General features: G+C 43.7%; 18 protein-coding genes and 1 pseudogene. 12 read left to right on the forward strand and 7 right to left on the reverse strand.

Annotated features, from left to right (window positions below; genetic code table 11):
• The first annotated feature begins 910 nt into the window (after nucleotides 1-910).
• The 4 genes from JOC94_RS12600 to JOC94_RS12615 all read left to right on the forward strand — a co-directional run bounded on the left by JOC94_RS12600 (nucleotide 911) and on the right by JOC94_RS12615 (nucleotide 5,316).
• Complete coding sequence (locus JOC94_RS12600; protein ID WP_205179473.1) at nucleotides 911-1,873, forward strand: tripartite tricarboxylate transporter substrate binding protein; 963 nt, start codon at nucleotides 911-913, stop codon at nucleotides 1,871-1,873.
• Between the two features lie 143 nt (nucleotides 1,874-2,016).
• Nucleotides 2,017-3,519 (forward strand): tripartite tricarboxylate transporter permease, encoded by a 1,503-nt coding sequence (locus JOC94_RS12605; protein ID WP_205179475.1) that lies wholly within the window; start codon nucleotides 2,017-2,019, stop codon nucleotides 3,517-3,519.
• Nucleotide 3,520: 1 nt separating this feature from the next.
• The gene (locus JOC94_RS12610; protein WP_077109459.1) at nucleotides 3,521-3,979 is read left to right on the forward strand and encodes a tripartite tricarboxylate transporter TctB family protein; all 459 of its coding nucleotides are present in this window, start codon (nucleotides 3,521-3,523) and stop codon (nucleotides 3,977-3,979) included.
• Between the two features lie 62 nt (nucleotides 3,980-4,041).
• Nucleotides 4,042-5,316: an ArgE/DapE family deacylase gene (locus JOC94_RS12615; RefSeq protein ID WP_077109460.1), complete on the forward strand. Its 1,275-nt coding sequence runs from the start codon at nucleotides 4,042-4,044 to the stop codon at nucleotides 5,314-5,316.
• 186 nt (nucleotides 5,317-5,502) lie between these two features.
• Here JOC94_RS12615 and JOC94_RS12620 read toward each other — a convergent pair whose 3' ends face one another.
• From JOC94_RS12620 to ectA, 6 genes are all read right to left on the reverse strand, one after another.
• A complete protein-coding gene (locus JOC94_RS12620; RefSeq protein ID WP_205179477.1) occupies nucleotides 5,503-6,210 on the reverse strand; it encodes an ABC transporter permease in 708 nt (235 codons plus the stop codon).
• A complete protein-coding gene (locus JOC94_RS12625; RefSeq protein WP_205179485.1) occupies nucleotides 6,207-7,055 on the reverse strand; it encodes an ABC transporter ATP-binding protein in 849 nt (282 codons plus the stop codon). Before JOC94_RS12625 ends, JOC94_RS12620 begins: the two co-directional genes overlap by 4 nt.
• Before the next feature lie 219 nt (nucleotides 7,056-7,274).
• Nucleotides 7,275-8,303, reverse strand: coding sequence for a LytTR family transcriptional regulator DNA-binding domain-containing protein (locus JOC94_RS12630; protein WP_205179493.1), 1,029 nt, complete (start codon nucleotides 8,301-8,303; stop codon nucleotides 7,275-7,277).
• A 116-nt stretch (nucleotides 8,304-8,419) separates the two neighbouring features.
• On the reverse strand, nucleotides 8,420-8,806 hold the full coding sequence (locus JOC94_RS12635) for an ectoine synthase (RefSeq protein WP_077109464.1): 387 nt from the start codon (nucleotides 8,804-8,806) through the stop codon (nucleotides 8,420-8,422).
• A gap of 13 nt (nucleotides 8,807-8,819) precedes the next feature.
• Nucleotides 8,820-10,100 carry a diaminobutyrate--2-oxoglutarate transaminase gene (ectB, locus tag JOC94_RS12640; RefSeq protein WP_236017085.1) on the reverse strand — a complete coding sequence of 427 codons (1,281 nt, stop codon included), beginning with the start codon at nucleotides 10,098-10,100 and terminating at the stop codon, nucleotides 8,820-8,822.
• Nucleotides 10,101-10,123: 23 nt separating this feature from the next.
• Nucleotides 10,124-10,690, reverse strand: coding sequence for a diaminobutyrate acetyltransferase (gene ectA, locus JOC94_RS12645; RefSeq protein ID WP_236017086.1), 567 nt, complete (start codon nucleotides 10,688-10,690; stop codon nucleotides 10,124-10,126).
• Nucleotides 10,691-10,950: 260 nt separating this feature from the next.
• Between ectA and JOC94_RS12650 the strand changes: the two genes are divergently transcribed.
• Complete coding sequence (locus tag JOC94_RS12650) at nucleotides 10,951-12,507, forward strand: BCCT family transporter (RefSeq protein ID WP_205179494.1); 1,557 nt, start codon at nucleotides 10,951-10,953, stop codon at nucleotides 12,505-12,507.
• Between the two features lie 262 nt (nucleotides 12,508-12,769).
• Here the strand turns inward: JOC94_RS12650 and JOC94_RS12655 are convergent, their stop codons facing one another.
• On the reverse strand, nucleotides 12,770-12,895 hold the full coding sequence (locus tag JOC94_RS12655; protein ID WP_205179495.1) for a small acid-soluble spore protein P: 126 nt from the start codon (nucleotides 12,893-12,895) through the stop codon (nucleotides 12,770-12,772).
• Nucleotides 12,896-13,233: 338 nt separating this feature from the next.
• On the opposite strand from JOC94_RS12655, the gene ehuB reads away from it, so the two are divergent.
• From ehuB to JOC94_RS22940, 7 genes and pseudogenes are all read left to right on the forward strand, one after another.
• The gene (ehuB, locus tag JOC94_RS12660; protein WP_077109467.1) at nucleotides 13,234-14,118 is read left to right on the forward strand and encodes an ectoine/hydroxyectoine ABC transporter substrate-binding protein EhuB; all 885 of its coding nucleotides are present in this window, start codon (nucleotides 13,234-13,236) and stop codon (nucleotides 14,116-14,118) included.
• Between the two features lie 42 nt (nucleotides 14,119-14,160).
• The gene (ehuC, locus tag JOC94_RS12665) at nucleotides 14,161-14,826 is read left to right on the forward strand and encodes an ectoine/hydroxyectoine ABC transporter permease subunit EhuC (protein ID WP_205179496.1); all 666 of its coding nucleotides are present in this window, start codon (nucleotides 14,161-14,163) and stop codon (nucleotides 14,824-14,826) included.
• Nucleotides 14,823-15,521 (forward strand): ectoine/hydroxyectoine ABC transporter permease subunit EhuD, encoded by a 699-nt coding sequence (ehuD, locus tag JOC94_RS12670; RefSeq protein ID WP_077109469.1) that lies wholly within the window; start codon nucleotides 14,823-14,825, stop codon nucleotides 15,519-15,521. The genes ehuC and ehuD overlap by 4 nt, the downstream gene beginning before the upstream one ends.
• A 75-nt stretch (nucleotides 15,522-15,596) precedes the next feature.
• Entirely contained in the window at nucleotides 15,597-16,364 is a 768-nt protein-coding gene (ehuA, locus tag JOC94_RS12675; protein WP_171973766.1) for an ectoine/hydroxyectoine ABC transporter ATP-binding protein EhuA, read from the forward strand.
• Between the two features lie 242 nt (nucleotides 16,365-16,606).
• Nucleotides 16,607-17,251: a LytTR family DNA-binding domain-containing protein gene (locus tag JOC94_RS12680; protein ID WP_205179497.1), complete on the forward strand. Its 645-nt coding sequence runs from the start codon at nucleotides 16,607-16,609 to the stop codon at nucleotides 17,249-17,251.
• 144 nt (nucleotides 17,252-17,395) lie between these two features.
• Nucleotides 17,396-18,907 carry an acetyl-CoA hydrolase/transferase family protein gene (locus JOC94_RS12685; protein ID WP_205179530.1) on the forward strand — a complete coding sequence of 504 codons (1,512 nt, stop codon included), beginning with the start codon at nucleotides 17,396-17,398 and terminating at the stop codon, nucleotides 18,905-18,907.
• Nucleotides 18,908-19,053: 146 nt separating this feature from the next.
• Nucleotides 19,054-19,400 (forward strand): annotated as a pseudogene (locus tag JOC94_RS22940) (GyrI-like domain-containing protein).
• Nucleotides 19,401-19,758 lie beyond the last annotated feature (358 nt).

Consider the following 19,758-nt stretch of genomic DNA (forward strand, 5'->3'; position numbering starts at 1 on the left):
CTGAGATATAAAAAACGTCTGTACTTTATCATTATGATCATCTCCTTTTAATAAGATTATACATAATTTTAAACAAAAAACATTTACGGAAATATTTTTAGCTTTTTTAAATATGTACTAGTATCACCGAGCTTTACATCAGGTGTAAAACCTAACGACATTTTTCAAGAGGTTGTTTTTTTTTGAACGTAAAGGACGAGATGTCTAACCACATATGTATATTGTAGGGGCTGGGACATAAGCAAATACGAAATAGCAAAAACCGAACAATTATAAATGAATTGTTCGGTTTATTTGTGTAAAAAATCCCTAACATCGCTACGTCAACATATTTCGCTTTCCGCGGGCACGGCTTCAGCTTCCTCGGAAAGCAAAGATCGCTTTCCTGCGGGATCTTCAGCTCGAGCTATTCCCGCAGGAGTCTACCTATTTTGACTACGCTAAAAGCTTGCGTATTATACCTGGGATAATTTATCCCGCATGTAAGGTGCCGTAAGGCTCCCACTTCAAAATCTTGAGTGAATACAAAAGCCCTAAGTGGGAGAAAACGGCACCTAAATGCCCGATTGGTTCAACTAACATTCAGTAGGAGCCCTACTGAATGAAGTTTCACTTTATTGTTCGTTTTTTCATCAGCTGATTGAGTTGTGTCTCAGACTCTTTGTTTATGGTAATCCAGGGGAATCTATAGAATAAGAAGTTAAGATAACAACATTAAAACAATAATCTTTTTGGGGTTAAACCGAAAAAAACCTTATGGGGTTGTGGGTTGGAAGATAATGGATTGTTCCCGAGGAGCTCATGTATGGCGCTTTGATCTTTTTCATCTCCATAAAGTTCGAATCATCTTCCGTCAATCTGAATATAATCATTAAGAATTTGCCGTATCCGAGCAAGGGAGGTTTACCCCATGAAGAAAAAGTGGGTAACTGCTGTTTCATTTATTTGCGCCGCTTTGTTATTAATGTCTTGTTCTGCAAGTGGCGGAAATGGAAAAGGGCAGTTTCCTGAAAAATCCATTACGTACAGCATCCCGTTTGAACCAGGCGGACAGTCTGATATCGAGGCCCGGCGGCAGCAGTCATTTCTGGAGAAATATTTAAAGCAAAAAATTGTTATTCAATATAAACCTGGCGGTGGTGGTTCTGTAGGCTGGAGTGAGTTGGTGAATCAAAAGGCGGATGGATATTTTCTCGCAGGCATCAACATCCCGCATATCATCCTGCAGCCGCTTGCCAATGAAGATACAGGGTATCAAACAGAGGATATTGTGCCTATAGCCATTTTCCAGACAACGCCAATCGCGTTGACTATCGGTAAAGACAGCGGGATTGACTCGTTGGATGACTTTATTCAAAAAGCAAAGGAAAATCCGGGGTCGATCACGGTCGCGGGATCAGGCAACTATTCCGGCCATCATATCGCCTTTTTACAGCTTCAAGATGTGGCAGGGATTGAGTTGCAATATGTGCCGTTTGACGGGGCGGGCCCATCTATGCAAGCTTTTCTGGGAGGCAATACGGACGCTGTATTGGCGAATTCCAGCGATTTATTAAAATATACCGAAGACATGAAAATTCTTGCCATCGGGTCTGAAGAAACATTCGAACCGATGCCGGAAGTTCCTACATTTATCGAAGAGGGTTACGATATTACCGCCTCGATTGATCGCGGGGTAGGAGCGCCGCCGGATACCGATCTAAAGATCATTCACAAATTGGAAAAGGCTTTCCTGAACATATTGGAGGAGCCGGGGGTGAAAGATCAGATGTATGAGGAAGGCTTTGAGCCAAAAGCAATGGGCCATGAAGAATCAGTCCAATATATTGAACAGAAAACGAAGGAGTTTGCGGATATTTTGGAAAAACAGTAGGGTTACATGCTGCCAATTATTGAAAATGAGGCAATGCGGAACTTTCTATACAGGAATGGAATAATCATATAGGCAAAGGTTGAGTGACCACCGCCCAATTGGTCCTGGAATAAGCCCTGAGATACAGAACGGGAGGCGCAAAGATGATTGATTCGATTCCATCTGTGATGAGCTCATTAACGGACCCTTTCAATATCCTGCTCTTATGCACCGGGGTATTAGTGGGCATGATTGTGGGGGCATTACCCGGGTTAACCGCCACGATGGCTTTGGCACTTCTGTTGCCTTTTACTTTTACGATGCAGCCGGAGATGTCACTGATGACGATGGGCGGCTTATATGTGGGCGGCATTTATGGCGGCTGTATCTCAGCCATATTGATCAATACCCCCGGTACACCGTCCGCAATCGCCACCACCTTTGACGGATTTCCATTGGCGAAAAAAGGGAAAGCCGCCCATGCTCTTATCGCCGCGGCCATGAGTTCGGGAATAGGCGGGATTATCGGTGGTATGGCTCTTTTGTTTTTAACGCCCATATTAGCAAAGTGGGCGCTCAGCTTTGGCCCTTCGGAATATTTTTGGGTGGCGGTACTAGGCTTAACGATGATTGCCACCCTTTCTTCGGGATCTTTGCTAAAGGGATTGATTGGGGGTTGTATCGGGTTGTTGTTGGGAACGGTCGGAATCTCTCCAGTTGGTGGGGAATCCAGATACACGTTCGGCTTTTCCGGCCTGCAATCGGGGTTGGATATGGTTGTCATATTAATCGCGTTCTTTTGTGTCCCGGAAGTAATTTCAATGATTGAAAATAAAATCAAGCCGCAAAAGGCGCTAAAAAAAGAAAAGGGCATTTCTAAGAAAATCTTTTTCTATATCATCAAAAAACCGGTTTTTTTCATTCGTTCGTCGCTTATCGGCATTATTACCGGCATTATTCCCGGAGCCGGCGGCAATGTGGCAGCACTGCTCTCTTATGATGCTGCCATTCGGTTTTCCAAAGACAAAAAATCATTTGGCAAGGGAAATATGGACGGAGTAATGGCGGCTGAAACTTCCAATAACGCAGAGGTCGGAGGATCACTGGTTCCGCTTTTGTCACTCGGCATTCCGGGAGCGCCACCGGCCGCTATCATGCTTGGAGCGCTTATGATGCAAGGAATTACCCCCGGACCAAACCTTATGAACGACCATCCGGGGCTCGTTTATACCTTTTTAATCGCGTTTATTTTGGCAAACGTGATCATGTTGTTCTTTGGTCTAATCGGTTCACAAACGATTGGAAATGTGCTTACGCTGCCTATCTGGTATCTTGCTCCCTCCATTGTCTTTTTGACGGTTGTGGGAACTTATACGATCAGAAACAGTTTGTTGGATGTTGCCATGCTCGTTGGGTTTGGCTTAATAGCTTATGTCTTGAAAAATGCCGGTTTTCATCCAGCCCCGATTGTGCTTGGCCTCATACTGGGGCCGATTGCCGAAAGAGGGTTGATCCAATCGATTTTGCTTGGAAAAGCGTCTGGAAACATCTGGACACTGTTTTTTTCCAGGCCTGTTACGGTTGTTTTAATCATTTTATGTATCATTTCTATAGCAGGTCCAATCGTGTCAAGTATTCTGAAATCAAAAGCGAGAGAAGGTGTTTGAAGTGATCAGGCGAAACATGTCGTATGATCTTGTGTTCTCTCTGGTCCTGGTGTTTTTATCGTTGGCCGCCATATGGAAAACAAAGGGACTAAATGAAATGAGCTACCTTTTTCCGCGCACAGTAAGTATCATTTTGCTGTTTCTTAGTGTGATGTATTTGGCAGTCGTTTTAGTAAGAAAAGAACGCCCAAAGCTGTTCGAACATATTCATAAACGTCAACTGTTTATTATTGGTTTGGGCATGGTCGCATATGTCGTACTCATAGGTTTACTAGGCTTTTTATTGGCCAGCATCATTTATCTTTCGGTATTTACATGGTATTTAATGATGGGAGAGGATAAGCCCGGTAATAGGAGGGTGTTTCATTCAGCTTGGAGCGCAATGGCGGTCAGTGTGTTTTTCTTCGTTTTATTCCGCTATATATTCAATGTTCCTTTGCCTGCCGGTATTTTTGGCTGAAATGAGGACTGGATTTGTTCTATAATAGAATTGGACATTCATAGAAAGAGAGGTAACAGCTGTTGCGAGACACCAAAAAGCAGGTATTGGACTATATAGAAAAACATAAGCAGGACTTAATCGGAGCAATTGTGAAAGCGGTACAAATTCCAAGCGTGATTGGCAATGAGCAGGCCATGCAGGAATATATGAAGAAAAGATATGAGGAAATTGGATTACGAGTGGAAGAGATACAGCCGCGATATGAAAAAATTCGGAATCATCCTGCATTCAGCAGTTCAGGGCTTTCATTTGAAGGACGGAAAAATATCATTGGCGTTTGGAAAGGGACGACAAAAAATACGCCTTCTTTAGCATTAAACGGCCATGTCGATGTTGTTTCCCCTGAACCTGTGGAGAAATGGACAAAGGACCCATGGGGCGGTGAAATCGAAGGAAATAAATTGTACGGCAGGGGTTCTGGAGATATGAAAGCGGGACTGCTGGCCAATTGGTTTGCTTTAAAGGCTTTATTGGATCTTGGTCTCAAGCCAAAAGGGGAAGTTCAGCTTCAAAGCGTCATCGAAGAAGAAGCGGGAGGAGCCGGCGGCACCCTTTCATTATTGGAAGCAGGGTATGTAACAGATGGCTTTATTGCAACGGAACCCCACGCTTTAAGGCTGACTGTGGCACATGCCGGTGTCATGTATTTTCGGGTAAGAGTGCTCGGAAAAACGGCGCATGCCGGGATGGCGCATTTAGGTGTGAATGCCATTAGCAAAATGTATAAAGTATACAGCGCCTTGGAAACATTGGCGGAAAAAAGAGCAAAGGAAGTCTATTTTGAACTGTTTCATAAAGGTTCCGGCCAATCTGTTCATTTGAACTTGGGCACTTTACAGGGAGGCGACTGGGCTTCCAATGTGCCGGGTGAAGCAGTCCTTGAATGCAGAATCGGGTTTATTCCATCAGAAACGCGAGCGGAGATCAAACAACTTGTTGAAAAAACAATTCAACAGGCTGCTGAAGAAGACGAGTGGCTTCAGCAAAACCCTCCCCAATTAGAATGGTACGGATGGACAACAGAAGCATGGAACCAAAATCCCGAACATCCTTATATCCAGTCATTTAAACAGACGGCTGAAAGCATATTGGGGCGTGAAGTGGAAGTCGCCGGACGGGCAGCCGGAAATGACGCGAGATTTACCCAGTATTACGATAAGCCGGGTCTCGTATTTGGGCCAAAATGTGCCAATATGCACGGGCCAGACGAATATGTCGAAATTGACAGTGTCATCGACACGGCAAAAGTGTTAGCCGCTCACATCATTGATTGGTGCGGTGTCGAAGAGGCATGATTCGCACTTTCTGGCTGTAACAGAGATGTTGCGTTGAAGGGATCGGCATGGTTGTTTAGAGATTGGCCCTCACTAAGCTGATATTTTGCAAATCTAAAATCAGGCGAAGGAACCTCGTTGGTTTGCTTCGCCTGATTCAGATTATAGGCTAAAACGTCCGGCCGCAACGGCATAGTGCTCGCCTCGTTAATCGACCATTCGTTTACGAAAGATGATCACTGTTAATAGAGAAATGATAATGACCCAAGCAGCGATAATCGCAAAATGCGAAAGTACATCTGCGCCGCCCGCGTTTGCTTCCACTTTTGTCGCAATATCAAGCAACTGTACGTTCGGCAAATAATTGGCCGCTTTCAACACGGGATACTGTTCAGCCAGTGACTTGGAAAATGTTCCAGCGGAAAAAACGATAATAACAGGCAGGACAAGTGCGGAGGCCTCCATAATAGACTTCGCATAAAGGCCCAATAATGTCCCTAAACCGATATAAAAAAACGATGAAAGGATGATAGCCAGAGCAATGATTCCAATGTTCTTGGGAAGATATTCAAAAAAGATCGCACTTAGCACAATGGAGAAAAGCGTCAACAGGAACGACAGTAAACTTTTCCCGCTGAGAATTTCGGCTGTGGTGGCGGGAGACAGCATCAGTCCCCTTAAAGTGTTTTTCTCTTTTTCTTCCGCAATGAGACAGCTTTGAACAAAGGCTGCGACCATGGCAAATCCCATGTTGAAAATCATATAAATGGATTCAATCGAACTGGTGCCCATGCGACTATACAGGGCAGCGAGGACAGGCGGAAAGAAAATGATAATTGAAACCGCCATATTCCGTGAAAAATCCTTATAATCCTTGACAAAAATGGCGTTTACGCGTTTCCATGAAAATGTCATGCCAGCTTCCTCCCTGTTACTTGAATGAAAATTTCGCCTAAAGTCGATTCGTTTGAATGGATTCTCATTATTTGATCTGTTTTCATCAGACTATATAATTTATCTGCACCTTCTGAACCTGTCGGAACAACGACTTTTTGTCCGTTTGTCATTTCCACAGTGACAGTGGCTTCGGAATATTTTCTTTTGAGGTTATCGGGTGTATCTAATAACTGAATTTTCCCTTTATTTAAAAATGCAATGCGATTACAGAGAGTATCTGCTTCATGCATGTCATGTGTCGTTAAAAAGATGGTCGTTCCTTTTGCGTTTAATGCTCGCAGGCCTTCATATATATGGAGGGTGTTTGTCGGATCAAGAGCTGATGTCGGCTCATCCAAAAACAAAAGCTCTGGTTCGTGCAACAATGCGCGTGCCAATGCGACCCGCTGTGTCATCCCTTTTGATAATGTAGAAACTCTTCTGTTTTTATCCTCTTCCAAATTTACAATTGTAAGAGCTTCTTCTATTCTTGTGTGCGGAACATCATATAAATGACAATACAGCTTCAAATTATCTAAAACAGATAGCCTTCCATATAAACCGCTGTTATCAGTTAGAACACCAAACCGTTTCCGATAGTCCGGATTTTTCAACTTGGAAACAGGTTCTCCAAAAACGGTAGCTGTACCGGTTGTCGGGTTCAGTTGACCTGTTAAAATCTTAATGGTTGTGGTTTTGCCTGATCCGCTCGGACCCAAGAACCCGAAGATCTCTCCTTTCTTTACTTGGAAATCGACGCCTTCCAGAGCAGGACGATTGGCAAAAGTTTTCACCAAATCTTTGACCTCAATAATATGTTCCATGTTTTCCTTCACCTCATCCGTTTGTGTATCTACAGGTTACAAGATCATGAATCATCAAGCATTAAAAAGTCGATGAAAGGAGTTGATAATGAGGTGAATGGAGTATAAGGGAAGTTGATAAACCAATCATTGGGTATTCAAGCAACTTGATGATTTTCAATGAGGTACATTGATGATTAACGGCAGTTTTATATCGACATATTTCCCGAGAAATAATCATTATTTCAGCCCAAGCATCTCCTTCAATACAGCCATTTTTGATTTGGACAAAGGAATTGTCGATTTGTTGCTGTCATCCAAAACAAGGCTGTAGCTATTCCTTGTCCAAGTAATCACTTCGCGCACTTTTTGCAAATTGACAATATAGGAACGGTGACAACGGAAAAATCCGAAAGGCAATAACCGATTTTCCAATTCCTGCAATGTAAAGTCGCTTGAAAATGATTCGCCTTTTATATGCAAGAATGATTGCCCATCACTGCTTTCAATATAATCAATTTCCGGTGGGTTAAAGAGGACAATTTTATCCTTTATTTTGGTCGGGATCTTTTTGAATTGAACGGGTTGCATCATTTCGCTTCCTTGTTCCTTTTGTATGGGGTCAGCGGCTTTTTCCGAATGGTCGCTTTCAATTTGAATGGATGTTAATCCGCTGTTGTCTAACTTATACACCTTATCACCAGCCGTAATGGCACTTTCCATATTTCCCGTCAGGATCAAAATACTTTTATCTGATTCACGAAGCTGATGCAGAAGGGACAAAAATATTCGTTTAGATTCCAAATCCAAGTTTTGATCGGGTTCTTCGAAAATATAAATCGCAGGATTTTGCAGGAGCAGGCAGCCAAGCTGCACCCGCTTCGTTTCCGAATAGGTTAGTTGATGAATTTTTGTGTTCCGTTTTTTTTCAAGGTGAACCGTTTTGATGATTGTTTCAATGTCTTGATTGGAACTATAGATATTTTTTATAAAACGAAGCATTTCTTCTATCGAAAGCCGTTCGTATAAACTCGGCTTCAAGAAAAAAAAGCCCATATTTTTGGACGGGTGCTTTAACGGGCTGCCATTCATCTGAATTTCTCCCCGTGAAAGAAACGTTTTACCGAGGAGTAAATGCAACACTTGCTCCTGGATATTTACACTTGAATATACAGCGACCACTTGCCCGGGATGGACTGACAGGTTAAATGAAGGGAAGATGAGCGTATCGTGTACCCTTTTTTCCGCATTTGCAAATTTCAATTCCATGACTGTTCCCCATTTCTCCAAATCTACTTACAATCTGCATTATAACAGTTAATCAAAAGGATCGTGTAAATGAAAAAGCCCAAGCCGATCCCGGCTTGGGTTTGTAGGGGAGAACATTAATCTTCTACTAAAGGGTAGACACCATCTTTGTCATGTGTCTCTCTTCCGGTAAGTGGCGGATTGAAAACACAGATCATTCTCATATCTTTTGTCGCTCGTAAGTAGTGTTCATCATTTTGATCAAGCGCGTACATTGTCCCGTCTTTCAGAGGATAGACTTTGCCGTCGGAAACGGTTTCGATTTCCCCTTCTCCGCCAACGCAATATACGGCTTCCAGGTGGTTTTTATACCAAATATGAGTTTCAGTTCCTGCATAAATAATCGTATCATGGAATGAAAAGCCCATGTTATCCGATTTTAATAAAAGGCGGCGGCTTGCCCAAGTGTCCGCTTTTACTTCGTTTTCTGTCCCAATAATTTCATCCAATGTTCTAACGATCATTTTTCCATCTCCTTCATTGTTTTAAAGCGGCTTGAATGCTTTCATCTATTATATTAAGACCTTTTGTCATTCCTTCTTCATCAATCGTTAAAGGCGGCAGGAACTTGAATACTTCTCCTTTTGGACCGGAAGTTTCCATCAAAAGTCCTCGTTTAAAAGCTTCTCCACAGATTTTTTCGGAAATTTCGTCTTTGGCACATGCCACTCCCTGCATCAATCCCCGGCCTCTTTTTTCCGCTTTCAACTCCGGGTATTCCTCAATGATCTTCTGAATAAAGTGAGTCATCTCAGCGGCTTTTGTTTGAATGCCTTTGGAAAAATCATCTGTTTTCCAATAATCCAAGGCCTCTGAAGCCGCAACAAATGCCAGGTTGTTTCCGCGGAACGTTCCATTATGTTCACCCGGCTCCCAAATATCGTACTCGGGTTTTATTAATGTAAGAGCCATCGGCAAGCCATATCCGCCAATCGATTTGGATAGACAAATGATATCTGGTTTAATGCGTGCGGGTTCAAAGCTGAAAAATGTCCCCGTTCTTCCGCATCCCGCCTGTACATCGTCAACGATCAACAGTATACCGAATCTTCTGCAAATAGAAGCGATATTTTGCAGCCATTGATCACTTGCTGCATTGATGCCCCCTTCTCCTTGGACTGTTTCAAGGATCATGGCCGCTGGCAAATCAAGACCGCTGCTGCGGTTTTCTAGAAAATGTTCAATCATTTTGATGGAAGAAACGTTTTCGACTGCGTTTTCATAAGGCATAAAAACGGTGTTGGAAAGAGGAATGCCAGCCCCGCTTCTTTTTGCTTCGTTCCCAGTTACTGAGAGAGAGCCTATCGTCATTCCGTGAAACGCATTTGTAAAGCTGATTACGGTATTGCGACCGGTTACTTTTCTGGCGATCTTTAAGGCGCTTTCCACAGTATTGGTGCCAGTGGGACCGGGGAACATCACTTTATATTCGAGTTGACGCGGTTTCAATATGATGTCATGAAACCTCCGCAAAAAGGTGCCTCTTGCAACAGTGGCCATATCAAGACTGTGTGTAATTTCGTCCTGTTCCAAGTATTTGATGAGGGATTGCTTCAATTTTTCGTTGTTATGACCGTAATTTAAAGCTCCGGCCCCGGCAAAAAAGTCGATATACTCTTTATCATTGACGTCCCACAACTTGTATCCTTTTGCTTTTTTAAAAACAGCGGGAAAACTTCTGCTGTAGCTCCTTACGTTTGACTCAAGCGTGTTAAAAATGTCCATGTCCATTTCCGGTTGGCTCGTTACAGTTGACATGAAGTGCATATACCTCCAATTTTTTATTTAAGTGGTCCAATCCGATAAGCAATCTCGGCTTCATGTGAAGGATCGGGAAATTGGTCTTCCCCAAAACATTCAAATGTTTTATAGTCGGTTCCCAGTTTTTTCGCCAATCCTTTGAATAAACGGTTAGAAGCGATATTTGTCGGGGTTACCGTTGCTTCGATGAAGCGGACATTTTGTCCTTCAAGTCTGTTAAGGAGCTTCATGATCAACGCAGTGGCTAACCCTTTGCCTCTTTGAGTCTGATCGACGGCGACTTGCCAAATAAAAAGTGTGTCAGGGGATTCGGGTTGGAGAAATGCGGAAATGAATCCAACGATCCGGCCATCTGTTTCTGCAATGATAGATGTTTTATGAAAGTACTTTCCCCACATGAGGTAGCTGTAAGATGAATTGACATCAAGGACTTTTGATTTTACGACAAGATCAAACATATGGCTTCCGTCATCTGCGGTTGGTTCCCGAAAATATATTGTTTCGGTGATCCTTCCCTTTGCTATTGGCTTTTCTTTTACCTTGCCGATTGTTTGGTCACCCCCTTTGATAAAGTTGTATACCATCATATCGAGAGTCATCATGAAAATCAAAACGGCTCAGCCGTGATGAGAACGATTTATTCAGTATGAGCATGAAACTGCTATACATTTTAGTATGTTTTCTTTAAATCCCTCCCGAATGGTCCTATTGAGAGCTTGACTGAAGAAGATGAATTGTCTGTTTCATGTTTACAAAAAAATAATTAGGTAAATAAAAGTGATAGATATGATATGGGGCCGTTTTTAAAAAGAATGTAACAGCACTATAAGTAGACCAGGAGGATCTGATGGATAGAAAAGCTTGGAAGAATCCAGTATTTACGGTGTCAGCTTTTATAGTATCCATACTCGTATTATTGGGAGCGCTGATGCCAAAGCAATTTGGAATTGTATCGGGTAAGTTGTTTAACTTTACATCAAAGAATTTTGGATGGTTTTATTTATTAGCCGTTTTTTTAGTCATTGTTTTTTTGATTGGGTTGGCTATCAGTAAATATGGATTGATTCGGCTGGGAGGAGAAGATGAAAGGCCGGAATTTCCCTTTTTCACATGGATCGGCATGCTTTTTTCTGCCGGTTTTGGGGTAGGGCTTGTGTTTTGGGGGATTGCTGAACCAATGAGCCATTTTTTTTCACCGCCTTTTGGCGGATTGGAGCCGGAATCGGATAATGCTGCTAGAGTCGCAATGGGTTACTCGTTTTTCCATTGGGGAATCAGCCAATGGGCGGTCTTTGCCATTGTCGGTCTCGTGATCGGTTTTCTTCAGTTCCGCAAGAAAAGGGATGGACTTGTCTCTACTGCGCTTGAACCGGTAACGGGCGGTAAACCCGTTGTAAAAGGAACGATTGATGCTTTGGCGGTTATTTCAACCGTAATGGGAATCGCTACTTCTGTCGGACTCGGCGTCCTTCAAATGAATGGCGGATTGAATGCTTTGTTTGGAGCGGGGCATTCGGTCGGCGTGCAGTTGGGAATAATTGTGATGGTTTTTATTTTTTATATGATTTCCTCCACAACGGGTTTGGAAAAAGGAATCCGTTTTTTGGGCAATGTCAACTTGGGTATGGCGCTTGGCATATTGGTTTTTGTATTTATCGCGGGCCCTTCCGTTTTTATTTTGGAAACATTTACGCTTGCAATCGGTGATTATATTACAAACTTCATTCAATATAGTTTAAGGTTGCAACCTTATGTCGGAGGGAATTGGGTGCGGGATTGGACTATTTTTTACTGGGCTTGGGCAATAGCTTGGTCGCCTTTCGTGGGGGCGTTCGTAGCACGGGTATCGAGAGGGAGAACCATCCGCGAATTTATTTTTGGGGTAATGGTCATTCCGCCGGCAATCGCCTGTTTATGGATCGCGGCTTTTGGAGGGACCGCCTTATGGCTGGATTTAAAAAAGGGGACAGGCATAGCCCGTGCTGTTGATTTAGATCTCACGACCGCTCTTTTTGCCACGTTTGAACACCTTCCGTTTACCGGATTGATTTCATTCGCATCTATTCTGTTAATTCTTACTTTTCTCGTGACATCTGCCGATTCGGCAACTTATATTTTGGCGAGCATGACGACCTATGGGAGCTTGCATCCCCCGCTGTTGGCAAAAGTTGTGTGGGGCGTACTCGTTTCCGCCATAGCGGCTGTTCTTTTATATGCAGGCGGACTGGAGGCATTGCAAACAGCTTCGCTCATATCGGCGTTGCCTTTTACGGCCATATTGCTTTTGTTGATGGTGTCCACTGTTAAACTGGTTCGAAAAGAACCGCTTCCGGTGCGGAAAGAAGATTTAAGACGCTTCAGGCGTTTGGAAAAGGCCGCCGCAAACAAAAAGACAAAAAAGTAAGGGCCTGATAGAATGATGACCGGATCGGGAAGAAAGATGAAAGGGAGGCGCTTTCTTCGGGTATGACGTCATACTTGCTTGACAAGACTTTTTTAGCTGGCAATATAGAATGGAAAAGGGAGGAGCATCATAAAAAAAGAACAGCCACGTTCTTTGGAGAGGTGGCTGTGCCAGTCCGATGATTGTCTATTTGACACTGTATTGTGATGGGCATTCAATCTTCCGGTACCATTCTAAAGTGATGAACAAAGCACGGGTTTTTTTACATCCCGTGTCCCGGGTTTTTATTTTGTCTTGAATGGTTCTGGTTTTTGACTTTATGCGAGCCACTTTGCGGTTCTGGCTCGTTTGATTTTCTCTTCTGCTTTTTTTCCATGTTTTTACTCATGTCCTTGCACCTCCCATTTTGGTATCCTTTCCAAACTTCTTATTTATATGAGCCTCTATGTGGCAGGAAAGAGGAGGATATGCCAATAATGCTGAGTATCCTTCCACTCTTGTTATCTTAATGTAGCGAGAGAGCATTTAATGGGGTATTAACATGGAAAATGAAGTTTGAACCGTATTCTGGGTTCACGTAGACTATATTACATAGAGTTTTCCATCGGTTTTCTCCGGTTTGTGTGAGTTTCATATGACTAAACCAAGTAATTTGATCGATACAGGCGGATTACATTTTCTTATTTTGGAAAATTCGAAATAAAAAAACAGGGGGATATCACTATTATGAGAAAGTATGCTCTTCTGTTGGCTGTATGCCTTCTCGTTTTTCTCAGTGCATGCGGTTCCAACAGTTCGTCTAAAAGCGGAGGGAAAGGAAAAGACGGACAAAACACTCTTGAACAAATCAAGAAAGAAGGAAAGGTCAAACTTGGCGTAGCCAATGAAAAGCCGTACGGCTATATGGACGGGGACAAAGTCACAGGTGTCGCGCCTGAAATAACAAAAGCCGTTTTTAAAGAGATGGGTGTAGAAGTAGTGGAAGGAGAGGTAACGGAGTTCGGTTCCTTGATTCCGGCTTTGAAGGCGGGCCGATTTGATGTCGTTACCGCCGGAATGGATATCCGTCCGGAACGTTGCTCGGAAGCGGCGTTTGGTGATGTTGAAATCCGATACGGGGAAGGGATGGCTGTTCAAAAAGGCAATCCGAAAAATTTGCACAGCTATGAAGATATTGCCGCGAATCCGGATGTGAAAGTGTCCATTATGGCGGGAGCAAATCAGTTTAATTTCCTGAAATCGCTTGGTGTGGATGAAAGCCAAATTGAAACGGCCGACAGCATTTCGTCGAATATTGCCGCTGTTTCATCCGGACGTGTCGATGCGACAGTCATGACGGAGGCGACGTTGCGTGAAGCGGTCGCTTCAGCTGATGAATCCAAAATCGAAGAAGCCAAGCCTTTCACGCAGCCGGTCATTGACGGAGAGAGCGTCATGAGCTACGGCGCGGCTGTTTTCCGCAAGGAAGACAAGGAACTGAGGGAGGCATACAACGCCGAATTAAAGAAGTTATTCGATTCAGGAAAGATTTTGGAGATTTATCAAGAGTTTGGTTTTGGCGAAGATAATTTGCCGGACGAGGTCACAACCGCAGACCGGTGTGCTAAATAATATCCCGCAACAAATGAAGGCGCACCTAAGAATGAAAAGGGGATGTCTATCATAGATAATGTTACAATGTTTCTTCCAGAATTGTTGCAGGGAGCGAAAGTCACCATTCAGGTGCTGTTTTTATCGGCCGTGTTAGCTTTTTTCCTTGCCTTTCTTTTCGGTTTGGGCAGGGTGTCGCGCTTTTGGATCGTCCGGTTTTTGACGGGAGTGATGGTCGAGCTGTTTCGCGGCACTTCCCTGCTTGTGCAAATGTTCTTTTTCTTCTTCGCCCTCCCGGCCTTTGGAGTGGAACTGTCTCCGTTTACAGCAGGGGTGATCGCCCTTAGCCTAAACTATGGGGCTTATGCATCGGAGATTGTCCGGGGAGCGATTTTGGCCATACCCGGCGGACAGACGGAAGCCGGTATTGCTCTGAATATGACTCGTTGGCAGCGAATGCGGCTCGTCATTTTGCCGCAGGCGTTTAAAATCATGCTGCCGGGGTTTGGAAATATTTCGATTGAACTCCTGAAAGGAACGTCACTTGTCTCGCTTGTGACTCTGGCCGACCTGACGTTCCAAGGCAGGATGCTGAAAGATAATTATACGGGGGATCAGGTGGAAATCTTTACGCTTCTTCTCCTGCTCTATTTTGTCATCGCCCTGCCGCTTATATTTGGCGCGCGTTGGCTTGAAAAACGCGCGGCGAAGGGAGTGGTGGCCGGATGACATGGGATTGGGGTTTTGCGATTGATATTTTTCCGAGAATCCTCAAGGCGATGTGGATTACGCTTGGCGCGACAGTTGTCGCTTATCTCATTGCGCTTGTGCTCGGGCTTGTTCTGACGCTGCTTCGCCGGACGAAGATCAAGCCGGTGAAGTGGCTGGCGGTCGGATTTATCGAGTTTGTCCGCAGTACGCCGCCACTCGTCCAACTGTTTTTCCTCTTTTATGCCTTGCCGGAAATTCCGTACATCGGTTTTGCCATGAGCCCGTTTCTCACGGGTGCCTTGGGACTTGGCATCCATTACAGCACGTATATATCGGAAATTTACCGCTCCGGGATAGAGGCGGTGCCCAAAAGCCAGTGGGAAGCAAGCACGGCACTGAACTTTTCCCGGACTCAGACATGGGTGAAAGTGATTTTGCCGCAAGCGATTCCGCCCGTTATCCCGATGCTTGGGAATTATCTCATCGTGTTGTTTAAAGAGACGCCGCTACTATCCGCCATTTTGGTGGTGGAGATGTTGCAGACGGCCAAAATCATCGGGTCTGAAACATGGCGTTACTTGGAACCGATCACGATTGTGGGACTGTTGTTCCTGCTCTTGAGTTACCCGTCGTCCCTGCTCGTGCAGCATGTGGAGAAAAAGCTGAAAAGGGCAGGCGGCAAACACCATGCCACGAAAGGAGTGAGCCTGTAAATGACCGTATTGAAAAAAGCCGTTGGGGATGATCCGGCCCCGGGAGCCATCCAAGATCATCCGCCACAACGTCCGATGGTTTCTTATCAGGATATCCGCAAATCGTTCGGGGAAACGGAAGTGTTAAAAGGAATTGACCTTGATATCAAGCCGGGGGAAAAGATCACGATTATCGGTCCGAGCGGCTCGGGTAAAACGACGATTATCCGAATGCTCATGACATTGGAGGAACCGACATCCGGAGTGATTGAAGTGGACGGAGAGCCGCTTTGGCACAAGGAAGTCAAAGGAAGATTAGTACCCGCGGATGAGAAACATTTGCGGAAAGTGCGCGGGAAAATCGGAATGGTCTTTCAACAGTACAACCTCTTCCCGCATATGACGATATTAAGGAACGTTATCGAGGCGCCGATCCATGTGCTTGGCGTGCCGAAGCAGGAAGCGGTGGAGCGGGCGCTTGAGATGCTGGAGAAAGTCGGATTGAAAGACCATGTCGATAAATATCCGGCGCAGTTATCGGGAGGCCAGCAACAGCGTGTGGCCATTGCCCGGGCACTTGTCATGGAGCCAAAGGTAATGCTCTTTGATGAAGTGACCTCTGCTCTGGACCCGGAACTGGTCGGAGAAGTGTTAAAGACGATCAAAGACATTGCGAAAACGAGCAATATGACGATGATTCTCGTTACACACGAAATGGATTTTGCCCGTGAAATATCCGATCGCGTCGTGTTTATCGACCAGGGGAACATTGTTGAGCAAGGGCCGCCGGAAGAAGTGCTGGAAAATCCGGAGACGGAACGGCTGCAAACATTTTTACAACATTTTCGAAATGGTTACGAATAAATAAAAATGATCCTTCTGCTTAAATTGTGGAAGGATCATTTTTCTTCTGAAAATCACCGGTCTCTTTTTCCTGGGCAATCCTGTCCAACTGGTGAAATATCTTGTAAAATGACGTCTATATTTTTCACTTACTCTAGGACATCTATCTGATTGGCACTTTGGTTTAAACCTCCATTTTTCCTTCAAAGGGAAAAACTTGCTATGATATTGTAAGAAGTGAACGAGCTAAAAAGGGTGGTTTAATGGAAAAGCTTTCGGTTGTCTCATTGCTCAATGTGATTGGTGAGTTATTTTCGGATGAAATTTCAATTGCTGTATCGAATACAAAAGAATACATATATTATCGTCCGAGCAAGCGGGTTGATTTAAAAATCAAGCCGGGGGACCCTGTGAAGGAAGGAACAATCGCGTATAAAGCGCTGACTACGAATCAAAAAGTGTCAGAGTTTATTCACCGTGAAGTGTACGGAGTGCCCTATCACGGCATGGCTGTGCCGTTCGAATATGGGGGGAAGCTGGAAGGTTGCGTGACGGCCATTTACCCTGCTTATACAGAAGGTAAATCGGTTGTAACGATTAAATCAAATGATGGCTGGATTCCCGTCCCCTTTGAAAACGTAAAGTATCTGGAAGTAAAAGATCGAAAGACACATGTTTTCGCAGATGGCTTTTCGGGAACCCATAAGGATCCGCTGCAAGAGTTTGAGTATTTATTGCCAAGAGACATGTTTATTCGCTGCCACCGATCATTTATCGTGAATGTTCGCTATATACAGGAAATATATCCAGACACCCACTCAACATTTATTTTGGAAATGGACAATCAAACAAGAATTCCTGTCAGCCAATCGTATGCCAGTTATTTCCGGAAGATGCTCGGCTTTTGAAAAAAATTCTTCTGCCTCAGCCATTATATTTTGTCGCTTAATCGGTGTTTTTCTTGTTATAGGCCTGATTTCTCCAAAAGCTTCATGCATAGGATAAAATAATTTTTAACTATATGCAGAGAAAGAGGGATATCATTGGGTAAAATGAAGGATCGCATCAGAGATTCACGCTTATGGGACCGTATTTGTTCGGCTGAAGAAGCGGCTTCCTGGATCAAGGATGGGATGACATTGGGATTAAGCGGTTTTACTCGAGCAGGTGATGTGAAAGCGGTTCCTTTTGCGTTGGTGGAGCGGGCTAAAAAAGAACCGTTGAAGGTAAACGTGTTCACTGGAGCCTCTCTCGGGTCTGATGTTGATAAAATGTTTGCCGAAGCTGGTATCATACGTAAACGTTTGCCTTTTCAAGCAGATGCAGTGATGCGGAAAAAGATCAATGCAGGAGAGCTGTTATTTGTTGATCACCATCTTTCTCATACGGCTGAATATGTCAGGGCAAATACGATAGAACCCATTGACGTGGCTATATTGGAAGCGATTTCGATTACAGAAGACGGAATGGTGATCCCCTCGACATCCGTAGGGAATTCCTTGTCTTTTGCGAAGCAGGCCAAATCGATCATCATTGAAATCAACATGGCGCAGCCGTCACTATTGGAAGGGTTGCATGACTTATATGATCCCGAAAAGCAAGGTGAGCGTTCACCGATCCCATTGAAAAAGGTGGAGGATCGGATCGGGACAACCGGGATTCCGGTTGATGTTGAAAAAATAAAAGGAATCGTATTTACAGAGCAATTGGATTCTCCATCCACGATCGTGGACCCGGATGATGAAACGCAAATGATGGCAAAACACTTGATTGGTTTTTTACGGAAGGAAGTAAAAGCAGGCAGGTTGGCCGAACACCTTGCCCCATTACAATCGGGCATCGGGTCGGTAGCCAACGCGGTACTTCACGGGATGCTTGATTCTGAATTTAAAGACTTGGAAATATACTCTGAAGTTCTTCAAGATGCTGTATTTGATTTAATTGACGCGGGTAAAGTGCGATTTGCTTCTTGTTGTTCCATAACATTATCGGAAAAGAAAATGAACCACGTTTTTGGCCAGTTTGAAAAATATCGGGATAAGCTGATTATGCGTCCTCAAGAGTTGTCAAATCATCCGGAAATCATCCGCAGGCTTGGCTTGATTTCTATTAATGCGGCTTTGGAGTTTGATATATACGGCAATGTGAACTCGACACATGTTTCCGGTACAAATATGATGAATGGAATTGGCGGCTCCGGCGATTTTGCCCGCAATGCCCGGCTGGCTATTTTCGTAACGAAATCATTAGCCAAAGGCGGCGATATTTCCAGTATTGTCCCATTTGTTTCTCATGTGGACCATACGGAACATGATGTGGACGTTGTGGTGACCGAACAAGGATATGCGGATTTAAGAGGGTTGGCACCAAGAGAAAGAGCACCCTTAATCATTGAAAATTGTGCCCACCCCCTATACCGTGATCAGTTATGGACGTATTATAGCGAAGCGTTGGAGCGGGGAGGCCAAACACCGCATGTTCTTGAAAAAGCCTTTTCTTGGCATATCCAATATAAAAATCAAGGAACAATGCTTCAACAAATAAAGGAAAAAGAAATGGCATAAGCCTTGGCTGCTATGCCATTTTTTTTGTTTTCTATTATAAATCGGATTATTTATTGGAATAGTAGATGACTGAAACCGTCTGATCATCAATTTTTTTAAAAAAACTTGAAAGACATTTTAAATCGAATTACCTTATCTAAGAAAGACTGAAAATAACGATTGAAGAATTACCTGAATCAAGGATTGCTTATTTCCGAAATGTTGGGAAGTATGGTGAAAAGCAAAATAAAAAAAGTGGGAAAATCATTCCACAATTTCAGGCAGACCGCAAGATACTCAAAGAGATGATTCGTCCTAAAGAGGAATGTCGTTACGATGTTTGCGTAGTAATACATAAAGATTTTAATGTGACAAAACCAGCCCATGTTGGTAAATTATCCGGCGGGAAATACGCTGTTTTCTTGGCAGTCAGTGAATTTTGGGGAAATATTTTTTAGAGATAGAAAGAAATGATCTATCGATAAGAGAACAACTAATTATAGAAAGAATGTGACATATTAGTTCCTACGAAGCAGGGACATTCAGAATTCGCAGTAGGGTGATTGTAAAATCGGAATACCTTTTTTCAATATGTAATTGCGAGCCGGCAGCATTTAAAAGCAATCGTTTTGCTTTTGCGCAATTCTTTGTACCTGTATTTTCGAATAAGAAAGACCATTGATCATGATGGACTCTTCCAATAAAAAATCGTTATGTTTGATGCTCATTTTTTACATGAATGGGTTTGCCTTGATGCTCGCTTTCTGGCTTCCTTTATTCTTTTGCATTTTTTCACAGTGCTGGAGAAATGTATGGACGAAATCATCTTCCATGTTAAAATGAGATGTAACACATTGTTGAAAGCGATTACA

Source organism: Siminovitchia thermophila, from assembly GCF_016909185.1.
GTDB classification, from domain to species: Bacteria; Bacillota; Bacilli; order Bacillales; family Bacillaceae_C; genus Siminovitchia; species Siminovitchia thermophila.

Bases quoted from the DNA above. Each gene is read 5' to 3' on its own strand.
- JOC94_RS12650 (WP_205179494.1), top strand. From the start codon at position 10,951: ATGGATAGAAAAGCTTGGAAGAATCCAGTATTTACGGTGTCAGCTTTT.
- ehuC (WP_205179496.1), top strand. From the start codon at position 14,161: ATGTCTATCATAGATAATGTTACAATGTTTCTTCCAGAATTGTTGCAG.
- JOC94_RS12635 (WP_077109464.1), bottom strand. From the start codon at position 8,806: ATGATCGTTAGAACATTGGATGAAATTATTGGGACAGAAAACGAAGTA.
- JOC94_RS12655 (WP_205179495.1), bottom strand. From the start codon at position 12,895: ATGAGTAAAAACATGGAAAAAAAGCAGAAGAGAAAATCAAACGAGCCA.
- JOC94_RS12620 (WP_205179477.1), bottom strand. From the start codon at position 6,210: ATGACATTTTCATGGAAACGCGTAAACGCCATTTTTGTCAAGGATTAT.
- ehuA (WP_171973766.1), top strand. From the start codon at position 15,597: ATGGTTTCTTATCAGGATATCCGCAAATCGTTCGGGGAAACGGAAGTG.
- JOC94_RS12625 (WP_205179485.1), bottom strand. From the start codon at position 7,055: ATGGAACATATTATTGAGGTCAAAGATTTGGTGAAAACTTTTGCCAAT.
- JOC94_RS12630 (WP_205179493.1), bottom strand. From the start codon at position 8,303: ATGGAATTGAAATTTGCAAATGCGGAAAAAAGGGTACACGATACGCTC.
- ehuD (WP_077109469.1), top strand. From the start codon at position 14,823: ATGACATGGGATTGGGGTTTTGCGATTGATATTTTTCCGAGAATCCTC.
- JOC94_RS12605 (WP_205179475.1), top strand. From the start codon at position 2,017: ATGATTGATTCGATTCCATCTGTGATGAGCTCATTAACGGACCCTTTC.
- ectB (WP_236017085.1), bottom strand. From the start codon at position 10,100: ATGTCAACTGTAACGAGCCAACCGGAAATGGACATGGACATTTTTAAC.
- JOC94_RS12680 (WP_205179497.1), top strand. From the start codon at position 16,607: ATGGAAAAGCTTTCGGTTGTCTCATTGCTCAATGTGATTGGTGAGTTA.
- JOC94_RS12600 (WP_205179473.1), top strand. From the start codon at position 911: ATGAAGAAAAAGTGGGTAACTGCTGTTTCATTTATTTGCGCCGCTTTG.
- ectA (WP_236017086.1), bottom strand. From the start codon at position 10,690: ATGATGGTATACAACTTTATCAAAGGGGGTGACCAAACAATCGGCAAG.
- ehuB (WP_077109467.1), top strand. From the start codon at position 13,234: ATGAGAAAGTATGCTCTTCTGTTGGCTGTATGCCTTCTCGTTTTTCTC.
- JOC94_RS12685 (WP_205179530.1), top strand. From the start codon at position 17,396: ATGAAGGATCGCATCAGAGATTCACGCTTATGGGACCGTATTTGTTCG.